Origin of the sequence: Actinoallomurus vinaceus (genome assembly GCF_039542055.1) — a bacterium.
Taxonomy (GTDB): Bacteria; Actinomycetota; Actinomycetes; order Streptosporangiales; family Streptosporangiaceae; genus Actinoallomurus; species Actinoallomurus vinaceus.
In genome coordinates this window covers 89,970-101,843 of the sequence record NZ_BAABHK010000008.1, presented here as the reverse complement: position 1 = coordinate 101,843, position 11,874 = coordinate 89,970, and the positions used below count along the sequence as shown (strand labels likewise).

The 11,874-nt window shown below is 71.8% G+C and carries 11 protein-coding genes; 4 read left to right on the top strand and 7 right to left on the bottom strand.

Translation table 11 applies throughout. The annotated features are described in order from the left end of the window. Positions 1-117: 117 nt before the first annotated feature. On the top strand, positions 118-1,620 hold the full coding sequence (locus ABEA24_RS27040) for an MFS transporter (protein ID WP_345433921.1): 1,503 nt from the start codon (positions 118-120) through the stop codon (positions 1,618-1,620). Positions 1,621-1,671: 51 nt separating this feature from the next. On the opposite strand, the gene ABEA24_RS27035 is transcribed toward ABEA24_RS27040, so the two are convergent. Further along, positions 1,672-2,619 (bottom strand): helix-turn-helix transcriptional regulator, encoded by a 948-nt coding sequence (locus tag ABEA24_RS27035; protein WP_345433919.1) that lies wholly within the window; start codon positions 2,617-2,619, stop codon positions 1,672-1,674. Between the two features lie 102 nt (positions 2,620-2,721). Further along, a complete protein-coding gene (locus ABEA24_RS27030) occupies positions 2,722-3,387 on the bottom strand; it encodes a hypothetical protein (protein ID WP_345433917.1) in 666 nt (221 codons plus the stop codon). 613 nt (positions 3,388-4,000) lie between these two features. Here ABEA24_RS27030 and ABEA24_RS27025 point away from each other — a divergent pair. Next, on the top strand, positions 4,001-5,128 hold the full coding sequence (locus ABEA24_RS27025; RefSeq protein WP_345433915.1) for an epoxide hydrolase family protein: 1,128 nt from the start codon (positions 4,001-4,003) through the stop codon (positions 5,126-5,128). 123 nt (positions 5,129-5,251) lie between these two features. Further along, entirely contained in the window at positions 5,252-6,823 is a 1,572-nt protein-coding gene (locus ABEA24_RS27020; RefSeq protein ID WP_345433913.1) for an alkaline phosphatase D family protein, read from the top strand. Between the two features lie 176 nt (positions 6,824-6,999). Here the strand turns inward: ABEA24_RS27020 and ABEA24_RS27015 are convergent, their stop codons facing one another. The 3 genes from ABEA24_RS27015 to ABEA24_RS27005 all read right to left on the bottom strand — a co-directional run bounded on the left by ABEA24_RS27015 (position 7,000) and on the right by ABEA24_RS27005 (position 9,964). Beyond that, positions 7,000-7,566 carry a tetratricopeptide repeat protein gene (locus ABEA24_RS27015; protein ID WP_345433911.1) on the bottom strand — a complete coding sequence of 189 codons (567 nt, stop codon included), beginning with the start codon at positions 7,564-7,566 and terminating at the stop codon, positions 7,000-7,002. A gap of 137 nt (positions 7,567-7,703) precedes the next feature. Continuing rightward, the gene (locus tag ABEA24_RS27010) at positions 7,704-8,876 is read right to left on the bottom strand and encodes an NYN domain-containing protein (RefSeq protein WP_345433910.1); all 1,173 of its coding nucleotides are present in this window, start codon (positions 8,874-8,876) and stop codon (positions 7,704-7,706) included. A gap of 440 nt (positions 8,877-9,316) precedes the next feature. Then, on the bottom strand, positions 9,317-9,964 hold the full coding sequence (locus ABEA24_RS27005) for an alpha/beta fold hydrolase (protein WP_345433909.1): 648 nt from the start codon (positions 9,962-9,964) through the stop codon (positions 9,317-9,319). A 16-nt stretch (positions 9,965-9,980) separates the two neighbouring features. Here ABEA24_RS27005 and pyrE point away from each other — a divergent pair, with 16 nt between their 5' ends. After that, positions 9,981-10,517, top strand: coding sequence for an orotate phosphoribosyltransferase (gene pyrE, locus ABEA24_RS27000; RefSeq protein ID WP_345433907.1), 537 nt, complete (start codon positions 9,981-9,983; stop codon positions 10,515-10,517). A gap of 78 nt (positions 10,518-10,595) precedes the next feature. Here pyrE and ABEA24_RS26995 read toward each other — a convergent pair whose 3' ends face one another. Together ABEA24_RS26995 and ABEA24_RS26990 are read right to left on the bottom strand one after the other, a co-directional pair. Further along, a complete protein-coding gene (locus tag ABEA24_RS26995) occupies positions 10,596-11,042 on the bottom strand; it encodes a hypothetical protein (RefSeq protein WP_345433905.1) in 447 nt (148 codons plus the stop codon). Between the two features lie 52 nt (positions 11,043-11,094). After that, complete coding sequence (locus ABEA24_RS26990) at positions 11,095-11,784, bottom strand: DedA family protein (protein WP_345433903.1); 690 nt, start codon at positions 11,782-11,784, stop codon at positions 11,095-11,097. Between the last annotated feature and the right edge of the window lie 90 nt (positions 11,785-11,874).

Below are 11,874 nucleotides of genomic sequence, written 5' to 3'. Positions count from 1 at the left end.
CTAGCGCACAGCGTATGCGGACGCGCACATCGTTCTCCACTTGCGCACACCGTTCCGCTATGCGTACAGTGTTCGCCAATTAGCGCACACTGTTCGCATCGCTCGAAGGGAAGCGTGATGACTCGCCATCCACGCCGCTGGCTCATCCTGGTCGTGCTCTGCCTCAGCACGTTGGTGCTGGTCATCGACAACATGGCCCTCAACGTGGCGATCCCGTCGCTCACCGAGGACCTCGGCGCGAGCGCCCAGGACATCCAGTGGATCCTGGACTCCTACATCCTTGTGTTCGCCGGGCTGCTGCTCACGGCGGGAAGCCTGTCGGACCGGTTCGGCCGGCGGCGGATGATGGTCATCGGGTTGGCCCTCTTCGGCGGAGCCTCGCTGGCGGCGACGTTCGCGACCGGGCCCGGGCTGCTGATCGCGGCTCGGGTGCTGATGGGCGTGGGCGGCGCGCTGGTGATGCCCAGCATGCTGTCCATCCTGATCACCGTGTTCGACGAGGCGGAGCGGCCGAAGGCGATGGCCGCGTGGAGCGCCGTCGCGATGCTCGGCCTCGTGGGCGGCCCGGTCGTCGGCGGTCTGCTCGTCGCCCGGTTCGGCTGGAGCGCGGTCTTCCTGATCAACATCCCGATCGCGGCTCTGGCGATCCTCGCGGCGGTCGTCCTCATGCCGGAGTCCAAGGGCCCCTGGCGCAAGCCCGACCCGCTCGGCGCGATCCTGTCGGTCGTCGGCATGACGGCGCTCGTCTGGGCGATCATCGAACTGCCGAAGAACGGCTTCGGCCCCGCCACCATCGCCGCGGCCGCCGTCGCCGTCGCCGCGCTCACCGGCTTCGTAATCTGGGAGACCCGCACCTCCTCCCCGATGGTCCCGCTGGGCCTCTTCCGGGACCGCGACTTCACCGGCGGCAGCCTCTCCCTCACCCTCGCGGAGATCGCCAACGGCGGCCTGCTGCTCGCGGCCACCCAGTACCTGCAGTTCGTCCTCGGCTACTCGCCCATGAAGACCGGGCTGGCGTTCATCCCGCTGGCGGTCGCCGCGCTCGTGTTCAACGGCATCGGCGCGAGCCTGGGCCAGAAGCTCGGGAACCGCGTCATGGCCGCCGTCGGGCTGGTCATCACGGCGGCCGGGTTCGGCGTGCTGGCGACGGTCTCACCGGGCGACGGGTTCGCGGTGCTGGGCATCGCGCTCGCCCTGATGGGCATCGGCGGCGGGCTGGCGGTGCCGGCGGCGATCGCGGCGCTGATGGGCGCCGTCCCGGCCGAGCACGCCGGGGTCGGCTCCGCGCTGAACGACACGATCCAGCAGGCGGGCGCGGCGCTCGGCGTCGCGATCCTCGGCAGCGTCCTGTCCACCGGCTTCACCGGCGCCATGCCCAAGACGGCCCCGGATCAGGCCCGGCACTCGATCGGCGAGGCGCTCGCCGTCGCCGCCCGTACCGGGAACACCGGCCTGGCCCACACCGCCCGCGACGCCTTCGCGACCGCGATGTCCACCACCTTCACGGTCGGCGCCGCCGGTGTCCTCGCCGCGGCGGTGCTCGCCCTCCTGGTGCTCCGTGGCCGCAAGGCGGCTCCTCCGCAGGAGCAGGAGCCCGGGGCGGTGCTCGTCGCCTCCTGACACGCTTCCTCCGTCGGACCCCGCACGTCGAGTGCGGGGTCCGACCGCTTGCTAACCGCCGGTGGCGCGGAGGGCGCGGGCGCCGAGGGACCGCAGGTACGCGATGAGTTCGGGCGGCTCGTGCACGGTGAACTCGCAGCCGAGCATCGTGAGCCGCTGGGCGAGCCATTCGACGGTGTCCTCGTGGGTGCGCAGGCGGCAGCTGTCCGCGTCGATCGGCTCGACCTCGCCGAGCCGGGCCGCCGGGACCTCGTCGGCCGGCGCGCGCAGGGTGACCAGCGCCCGGTACGTCGGGACCAGCGAGTAGAGCTTGCGCGTGACGTAGGCGGCCGCGTCCTCGTCGGGCGGTCGCCGGGGTGCGTTCGGCACACCGGTCGGGCGCGGTCTCCGGACGCGGTCCATCCGGAAGATCCGCCAGTCGTCCCGACCGAGGTCGTAGGCGACGAGGTACCAGCGGCGCCCGGCGGCGACCAGACGGTACGGCTCGACCAGGCGGTCATCCTCGCCGTCCTCGCCGGCGCGCCGGTAGGCGAAGCGCAGTCCCCGACGGCTCGCGGCGGCGACGGCGACGGTCGTGAGGTCGTCCGGGTCGATCCTCGGGCCCGCCTCACCCAGCAGCGCGACCGTGGCGGCGTTCAGCGCGCCCACCCGCTGTCGCAGCCGCGACGGCAGCACCTGCTCCAGCTTCGCCAGGGCCCGCAGGGACGCCTCCTCGATGCCGCCGACCGGATGCCCGGCCGCGGTGCGCAGGGCGACCGCGATGGCCACCGCCTCTTCGTCGTCGACGAGCAGCGGCGGCATGGCCGTACCCGCGACCAGGCGGTAGCCGCCCGCCGGGCCCATCGTGGCCTCGACCGGATAGCCGAGGTCACGCAGCCGCTCGACGTCGCGGCGGACCGTACGGGGGCTGACGCCCAGGCGATCGGCGAGCTCGCTGCCCGGCCACTCGCGCGAGGTCTGCAGCAGGGACAGCAGCGTCAGCAGGCGAGCCGAGGTCACGGGCCCGGAGTCTAGGGGGTGGCCGGTGGATCTTCGTCCGGCTGCGCGGTGTCCAGAGCGCGCTACGAACAAGACCCACCGGACACCCCCCAGGCCAGGAGATCAGAGGCGGTTCCATGCGTAGGTGGGCAGGGCGTGGCTGCTTGCGATCGGTTTCCACAAGGCGATCACCTGGCGCTTGGCGGGACCGGCCTTGTCGTTGGCGGCGATGGCGTTCTTGTACGCCGCCGTCAGCGGGGCGACCCTGCCGCCACAACGTCGTGCCCGCACCCCCTGCGCCCACGCCAGGTACGCCCGATCGGCCTTAAGGGAGCTCTGGTACGCGCCGATCATCGACTGGCGGAGCCGTGATCCGTCCGGCAGCCGGTCGACTTTGAGGCCTTTCGCCTGAGAGAGCTCCTGCTGCCGATCCCGGACGACCTGCTGGAAACCGGCGACGCCCGCGGTCACGTCATCGCACGTCCGCAGGCGGGACGGCAGATGCCCGCGGGCCGTCTGCCCCGACTTGAGGACCTGGTCGACGGCGGCGGCCTGCCGCGCGGCGCCCTCGGCACCCGGCTTCTGCTGCGGGGTGTGCGCCTTGTCCGCTGATCCCCCTGTCAGGGCAACGACCAGGCCTCCGGCGAGCACGACCGCGACCAGGGCCCCTCCTCCCAGCAGCAGCACCCGGTTCCGTCCCATGCCGCCACCCGGCGAGGGCACCGCGGTTCCCCCGGCGCCCGGCGGAACGGCCTGGTCCCAGCCGCCCGGATATCCGGGCGATGGCATCGGGCCCATCCCCGGAGGGCCGAAGTTCGGCGCGGCGGCATCGTGTCCGGGCGGCATCGGACCGGGCCCCGGGGCACCGGGATTCCAAGCGACCGGGCGGTATTCGGGTGGCATCGGACCGGCCGACGAGGTGTCCAGGCGCTGCGTCGCATTACCGGGATCAGGCGTCCCTGCGCCGTCGGCTGCAGGATGCTCGGGCCGTACATTCCCAGGAGTCTCCGCGCCCACGTCCCAGACCGGAATCGGCAGTGGCTCGGTTCGCGGGTTCGTCGACGAGTCGCCGGCGAAGGGCGGCGGTGAGCCGGAGGGCTCACCCGCCGACGGGAGCAGTGCACCGCACTGGGTGCAGGCGGACCAGCCTGGGGGTACATCGATCTCGCATGCCGGGCACTTCATGCATGATCCTTACGCTTTGGCCGTTTCTCGCGGAAAGAACATTGTGCCGTTCAGTCGCGGTGAGTGGTCGCCCAGGGTCGAGAGGCCGCGGGCCCGGAGTCTAGGCCAGGATCCGACCTACATGAGGCATAGCGTCGGTCACGTCGCCGACGCGAATCGGTCGCGGCGACGGTCACGCCGTACGACGTCGTACGGCCTCCAAGACGTAGGGGACACGATGAGCGAAGAGATCCGGCCGTTCCGCATCGACGTTCCGCAGGCCGAGCTGGACGACCTGCGCGACCGCCTGGCCCGTACCCGCTGGGCCGCGCAGTTGCCGGGCGAGGGCTGGAGCCGGGGAGTGCCGGTCGCCTACCTGAAGGACCTGGCCGCGTACTGGCGCGACGGCTACGACTGGCGCGCCCACGAGGCGAGGCTGAACGCGTTCCCGCAGTTCATGACCACGATCGACGGTCAGGACGTGCACTTCCTGCACGTACGCTCGCCGCACCCGGACGCGCTCCCGCTGATCCTCACGCACGGCTGGCCGAACTCCTTCGTCGAGTTCGTCGACCTGATCGGCCCGCTGACCGACCCGGGCGCGTACGGCGGCGACCCGGCGCAGGCGTTCCACGTGGTGGTGCCGTCGGTCCCCGGCTTCGGGCTCTCGTCGGCCCCGCGGGAGACGGGCTGGGACGTCACGCGGGTGGCCCGGCTCTGGGCGGAGCTGATGGACCGCCTCGGCTACCGCCGGTACGGCGCGCAGGGCGGCGACCTCGGCGCGTACGTCGCACCGGCGTTGGCGGCGGTCGCCCCCGAGCGCGTCGTCGGGGTGCACATCGACAGCGGCCTCGGGATCCCCACCGAGGACGACCTTCCGGAGATGACCGAGGGCGAGCGGGCCTTCTTCCAGCAGGTGGGGGAATGGGCCAAAGGCGTCGACCATCACGCGCTGCTGCGCGCCGCGCCGCAGACCTTCGCCTATGGCTGGAACGACTCACCGGTCGCCCTGCTGGCCTGGCTGACGCAGAAGTTCAAGGAGTTCGGCTACGGGGTGGCCGTGCCCGAGGACGCCATCGACCGGGACCTGCTCCTGACCAATGTGAGCGTGTACTGGTTCACCGGGACCTCGGGGTCCTCCTCCTGGCCCATGTACGACAGCGAGGGGTTCGCCTGGCCGAAGGGGCAGTCCGCGGTGCCGACCGGCCTCTACAGCGGCCCGCCCGGCATCCGCCGCCTCGCCGAACGCCACAACGACATCGTCCACTGGGGCGAGAACCGCCCCGGCAGCCATCACTTCATCGCCATGGAGCTCCCCGCGGTGTTCGCCGAGGACATCAGGGAGTTCTTCGGCAAGCTCCGCTGACCCCTGCCGTCGACGGACACCGCGCCGGGCGGACGCGACCTCCCGGCGCGGTGGTCCGTCCTGCCGGCGATGAATGCGACTTCGGTGGACGTGGCCTCTCTCGGCGCGGTAGTCCGTAAGGTCATGACACGACTCATCCTCGGGCCGTTGCTGCGCCACGTCGGTGCGCGTACGGCGACGGTCTGGGTGGAGACCGATCGGCCGTGCGAGGTCCGCGTCCTGGACGCCGTGAGCCGTACGTTCACGGTCCACGGGCACCACTACGCTCTCGTGGACGTCGACGGTCTGGAGCCCGGCTCCGACGTCCCGTACGACGTGCTGCTCGACGGTGAGCGGGCGTGGCCGGAGCCCGGGGCGCCGCCCGGACGCATCCGCACCCGTGCGCCCGGCGGGGCGCGGCGGTTCGCCGTGGGGTCCTGCCGGGTCGCGCCGGCCTCGGAGGCGACGCACGGCGTCGACGCGCTGGCGGTGTGCGCGCGGCGGCTCATGGCGGGTGAGGAGCCGCCCGACGAGCTCCTGCTGATCGGCGACCAGGTGTACGCCGACGAGACGACGCCGGAGGTACGGGAGTTCATCACGGCGCGGCGTGACATCGACGCGCCGCCGTACGGCGAGATCGCCGACTTCGAGGAGTACGCCCACCTCTACCGGATGGCCTGGGGGACGGATCCGGCGGTGCGGTGGCTGCTGGCCATGGTGCCCAGCTCGATGGTCTTCGACGACCACGACATCCGCGACGACTGGAACACCTCCGAGGCCTGGCGGCGGGAGATGCGGGCCCATCCCTGGTGGGAGGGGCGGATCATCGGCGGGCTCGGCGCGTACTGGATCTACCAGCACCTCGGGAACCTGTCACCGGCGGAGCGCGCCGCCGACCCGGTCTACCAGGCGGTGCTCGCGGCCGACGGGGACGCCGGGAAGGTGGTGGACGAGTTCGCCGGGCGGGCGGACCGCGAGCCCGGCGGAGTCCGGTGGAGTTACGTCCACGACCACGGGCGGACCCGGATCGTCGTCCTGGACAGCCGGTGCGGGCGCGTGCTGGAGGAGGGCCGGCGGGCGATGCTCGGCGACGCGGAGCTCGCGTGGTTCGGCGAGCAGTGCCGCGCCGACGTCGACCATCTCATCGTCGCGACGTCCCTGCCGTTCCTGCTGCCGGGCGCGATCCACCACATGGAGGCGTGGAACGAGGCCGTCACGGGCGGCGCGTGGGGGCGCCGGGCGGCCGGGTTCGGCGAGCGGCTCCGGCAGACCCTCGACCTGGAGCACTGGCCGGCGTTCGACGCGTCGTTCCGGGCGGTGGCGGAGACCCTGCTCGACGTCGCGAACGGCCCGCGCCCGCCGGCGAGCATCACGCTGCTCTCCGGCGACGTCCACTACTCCTACCTGGCGCGGGTGCGCGGGTCCCGTACGCCGATCTCCCAGGTCGTCTGCTCGCCGCTGCGCAATCCGCTGACGGGCCCGTTCAAGCTGGCCAACCAGGTGGCCTGCCGACGGGTCGGCGACCTGCCCGCACGGGCGCTGGCCCGGCTCGCCGGCGTACGGAGACCACCGCTCGGCTGGCGGGTCACCGACGGGCCCTGGTTCGACAACGCGCTGGCGACCGTACACGTCGACGGGCGTACGGCCTCGGTGCGGTGGGAGGCCGCCGACGCCGAGGACCGGTTCCGCGAGCTCGGCCGCGCCCCGCTGTCCTGACCCGTACGGTCTCGTGCCCCCTCGCCCGGCCCGGGCGGCCGCGCGCCGTTGTCCTGGCCCGTACGGCCTGCCCCGCTCGCCCGGGCCCCGGCACCTCGGCTCTCGTGGCCGGGAGGGCCATGCCCCGTTGTCCTGACCGCCGATGGCCCCGCCGCGCTCTGACGGCCCCGGCGGGCTCAGCGGAATTGCTGGTCCGGGGCCTCGTCGGTCCTCTTCAGCAGGTCGTCGAGGAGCGCGTCGTACTCGTCCTCGGGGCGGCCGAGGTCGAGACGGCAGCGGTAGCGGATCCGCAGCAGGCCCTCGAGGGCGTCCGGGTCGGTCGACCGGGCGATGTCGGCGCCTTCGGTCGACCAGTCGTGCGCGCCGACCAGGTCGCCCTGCTCGTGCAGCAGCTCGGCGACGGCACGGAAGATCTCGGGATCCTTGGGCGCGTCGGCGCGTACCTGGTCGATCAGTGCCCGCGCCTCATCGGCACGGTCCAATTCGAACAGGGCACCGGCGAGATAGATGCGCGGGTCTCCATAGGTCTGTCCGCCGTCGTCCAGGGCGCCGCGGTAGGCCTCGGCCGCCCTGTCGTGGTCTCCCGCGTGCTGCCACTGTTCACCGGCACGCAGCAACAGGCTGGCGCGGGAAACGCCGCCTGAGACCGTGTCGGCCAACTCGACGAACCGTGTCGCCGCAGCGGCGTGATCACCGGTGCGGAGAGTCTCGAACTCGAGGTCATCGAGATCGTCTTCGGTCACATGCGTCACCTTCTAGACGCTACCCGGCGTTCCTGCTGCGAATCTGGTCATTTCGGATGATCGCCCGACCAGAAGCCGACCCGGGGGCCGGCCGGCGGCCGGCCGGAGCGAACCGGCCGGTAGAGACGTTACCGCGCTCAGCTGCGCCGCGAGCGTTCGAGCGCATCCCAGAAGCCGCGTCGCAGTGCGTGGCGTACCTCGTCGTGGAGCAGGAAGTCGATCGGCAGGGACGAACCCTGCAGTAGCCGCGCCTCCAGGTCCGACGGCATCCGCGGCTTGCGCGCCAGCACGGCCTCCAGCCAGAGGGCGGGGGCGTCCCGGGCGACCGACTCGCCGAAGTCCTGGCCCTCCTTGTGCGCCGCCTTCACGGCGTCGGCCAGCGTCGGGGTCGACTGCTGGACCGGGGCCGGCGTGATCTGCTGGGGGCCGGTGTAGGGGCCGACGGGCTGCTGGGGGTACTGCGGGCCGGTGGCGTTGGCGGGCTGCGGCCCGCTCGACGACGGGGTCGGCGGCGTCGGCGCCGCGTGCGTGGGGGTCGAGCGCAGCGGTGGGGTCGGCGTGCTCGGCTGCCCACTGCTCGAAGGGCGGCTGAGGCCGGAGGAGGTGGTGTTCGTCGAGGGGCCGAGCTGCGGCGACGGCGACGGCAACGGCGTCGCGGTGATCGGCGTGCTCGGCGGTGCGGCGCCGTGCTGCGGCGACGGCCGCAGCGGGGCCAGGGCACCGCCCGAGCCGTTGGACGCGCCGTTGGACAGCGGCGGAGTCGACGTGTCGACCCCGGCCAGCAGATTGACGTACGGCCGGAGGTGCCCGGAGCCGATCTCGATGAGGTCGTCGCACTCCTGCCGGAGCACCCGGGAGATCGTCCAGTTGCCGTCGACGGCCACGTGCACGACCGTGACGCGGACGCCGAGGTCCTGCGCGTCGGCGATGACCTGGGCGAGGTCCTCGTCACCGCTCACGATGACGGCGTCGGCGACCCCACCGTTGCGGGCCAGCGTCATGAGGTCGCGGTGGATCTCGGTGTCGACGCCCTCGCGGCGGCCCGGGCGGATCCGGGAGAGCCGGAGTTTGATGCCCGGCAGGTCGGCCAGCGCGTCGTGCTCCGGCATGCGGCGGCCCTCGACCGTCGCCTCGAACCAGTAGCAGCGCAGCAGCGGCAGGCCGGTGCGCTCCCGGGCGAGGTTGCCGAGGAGCTGGAGAATGCCTCCGAAGTCCCACGACACCGATTCGCGACGGCGGGTACCGTGCACCGCCATCGCGCCGTCGGCCAGCAGATAGCCGGCATCTACGAACAGCGCACAGCGATCCACGCGACACCGCCCCTTTCTCGGCACGAGACCCTTATCAGTGACCCACGGGTGAGCTTTCGAGCCGGCGAGCGACCTCGGGAACCACAGCGTAGTGAAGTCCGTCGTCGGCGTGGGCCGATCCAGTGATTGGCTGCTCCACGAGATTATGAGGGAAATGCGGCTTTCCGCACCCTGGCGAGGCCCCTCCTCCCGCGTGTCACCGTTGACTCGGTCGCTCGACACTGTATGACGGGGCGCGCCGCGACACGGCTGACTTGGAAAGACGGTCGAGATCGGATGCCCGATGGGCGACGGTACCACCCGCTTCTTACGCGAGGAACACCTCGCCCGCCTCCCCCGGCGGACACAGTGATCACGCCTTCGGGACAGGCGCCCCGGACCGTATCCTTCCCAACCAACCGACCCCGACCGACCTCCCGGCCCCCTGGCGTGTCGCGCGGTCAGAGCGCCTCGATCAGCTCGGTGAGGGCACGCGCCGTCGCGAGCGGATCGGCGACGGCGGCGAAGTGGCCGGCGTCGTTCACGGCGACGGTCCAGCCGCGCAGCCGGGCCTGCGCGGCCTGCCCGTCGTACGCCGCGGACGTGCGCAGATACCCACAGGGCGCGTCCGGCCAGTCCTGTGGCATGGGGAGCTCCTCCGCGAAGAAGTCCTCCCCGCGCGGTCGCAGCGTGACGCCCGCGGGCGGCTCCCAGTCGGGGAACCGCCCACCGGACCGCAGGAACTCCGCGACGTCCGGTGCGAAGGCCGTGGCCTGATCCAGCCGGCTCGTCCCGGCCGGGGGCGGCAGCTCGGCGTCGACGAAGACGTACCCGCCGACGAGGCGATGCGCCGCCCGCTGCGCCGCGCCGATCGGCGGCAGCAGCGGACCGGCCCCACTGTGCCCGACCAGCACGACCGGCGGCCGGGCACCGGCCGCGGTGATCTCCAGCGCCGCCCGCGCGACATACCGGCTCGCGTACGGCGGCCGGTCGTCGTCGGTGATCTCCGGCACGACCACGTCGTACGCGCCGAGCACGTCGGGGAGGGATCCCCAGGCGGACGCGGTGGTCAGCGGGCTGTGCAGCAGGACGAGAGTGCCGGGTGTCATGGATAGAGTTTCGCTTATGACGGATCGCGACGATCTCCTGGCCGAGATCAAGAGCAAGGCGGTCGTGCACGGCAGGGTCGTCCTGTCGTCCGGGCAGGAGGCCGACTTCTACGTCGATCTGCGCCGCGTCACCCTCGACGGGAACGCCGCGCCGCTCGTCGGACGGACGATGCTCGATCTCACCGCCGACCTCGACTACGAGGCCGTGGGCGGGCTGACGCTCGGCGCCGATCCGGTCGCCACCGCGATGCTGCACGCCGCCGCCGCGCGCGGCCGGCACCTCGACGCCTTCGTCGTCCGCAAGGCGGGCAAGGCGCACGGGCTGCAGCGGCGCGTCGAAGGCCCCGACGTCGCCGGGCGGCGCGTGCTGGCCGTGGAGGACACCTCCACGACCGGCAACTCCGTCCTGACCGCCGTTGAGGCGCTCCGTGAGGCGGGCGCCGAGGTCGTCGGCGTGGCCACCATCGTCGAGCGTGGAGCGGGGCCCCGCATCGCCGAGACGGGGCTGGACTACCGCTCGGTGTTCACCCTGGGCGACCTCGGGCTCGGCTGAGCCCGCCCGCCCTATGACCCCGGGCTCGGCCGAGCCCGTCCGTTCCGCACGGCTCGCTCGGCCGATCCCCGGCCTCTCTCACTGCTTGGCCGGGGCCTTGTAGATGTGCTCCTGCCCGCGCCGTCCCCTGGGCTGCCGCTGGCCGTTGACGGTCACGTTGACCGTGCTCGCGTCGTCGACCTTCATGATGACCCGCGTTTCGCTGAATTTTTGGGTTTCGCCCTTGACGAGCGAGCCTTGGTAGATGACGTCGGTGGCTCCCGGGCCGGCGACGAAGATCGGACACTGGGCCACGAGGCACTCGACGTCGATCTCGTTGCCGGACTGGACCCTCGGCTCCGAGCTGGCGTGCTTGCCGGGGGGCGTCACCTTGGCCTGTCCGCTGGACGACGGATCGGGCGAGGAGGACGCGGTCTTCGAAGCGTCCTTGGTGAGCGCTCCCCAGAGCGACACGCCACCGACGATCACGAGACCCAGTGCCAACGTGACGGCGAGTACCGCGATGGCGATGCGTGCGAGACCCATAGGGTCTGATCGGTGACGTCCCACAGGGGGAGGTTAGCGATAACCGGGACCGTCAGCGACGGTGACGGCCAGATGGCATCGGCGGCTTCTTGCGCTCATCCGTATCTCCCGACTTCTTGGGGCCTTTCACGATCTCCCGGATCACCGGAATCACCGAGATCAGCACGGCGACGGCGACGACGGGAAGGATGTACTTGTCGATCCCCTTGACCCGGTCGCCGAGGAAACGGCCGAGCAGGATGATCGACTCCGTCCAGACGACGCCGCCGATGATGTTGAAGACGAGGAACCGGCCCGCGGACATCTCCAGCATCCCGGCGAGCGGGTTGAGGAAGGTGCGCACGACGGGGGCGAAGCGGGCCAGCACCACGGCCTTGGCGGGGCCGAACTTGTTGAAGTAGTGCTCGGCCTTCTCCACGTGATCCTTCCGGAACAGCCGTGAATCGGGCCGATCGAACAATTTACGCCCGTACTTCGCGCCGAGGAAGTGCCCCACCTGAGCCCCCGCGACGGCGCACAACGGCGCGCCGATCATGAGCGCCGGGAGCGGCAGCGGCGAGATGCCGGAAGCGTGGGCGGCGGTCGTCGTGGTGAAGACGCCCGCGGTGACCAGCAAAGTGTCGCCGGGCAGGAAGAACCCGACGAGCAGACCGGTCTCGGCGAAGATGACGGCGAGGATCCCGATCAGTCCGAACGTCGCGATGAGGGACTTGGGATCCATGATGTTCACGGCGAGGGCCACGGGGCCGAGGGTACCGGTAGGCGTGCCATGGTCCGGGCCACAGATGTATTTCGAGATACTGGTGTCGAGACCGCCGGGAGCCACGCCCAA

Coding starts and splice junctions, on each gene's coding strand:
- pyrE (WP_345433907.1), top strand. CDS start 9,981: ATGACGGATCGCGACGATCTCCTGGCCGAGATCAAGAGCAAGGCGGTC.
- ABEA24_RS26995 (WP_345433905.1), bottom strand. CDS start 11,042: ATGGGTCTCGCACGCATCGCCATCGCGGTACTCGCCGTCACGTTGGCA.
- ABEA24_RS27030 (WP_345433917.1), bottom strand. CDS start 3,387: ATGCCATCGCCCGGATATCCGGGCGGCTGGGACCAGGCCGTTCCGCCG.
- ABEA24_RS27025 (WP_345433915.1), top strand. CDS start 4,001: ATGAGCGAAGAGATCCGGCCGTTCCGCATCGACGTTCCGCAGGCCGAG.
- ABEA24_RS27040 (WP_345433921.1), top strand. CDS start 118: ATGACTCGCCATCCACGCCGCTGGCTCATCCTGGTCGTGCTCTGCCTC.
- ABEA24_RS27005 (WP_345433909.1), bottom strand. CDS start 9,964: ATGACACCCGGCACTCTCGTCCTGCTGCACAGCCCGCTGACCACCGCG.
- ABEA24_RS27020 (WP_345433913.1), top strand. CDS start 5,252: ATGACACGACTCATCCTCGGGCCGTTGCTGCGCCACGTCGGTGCGCGT.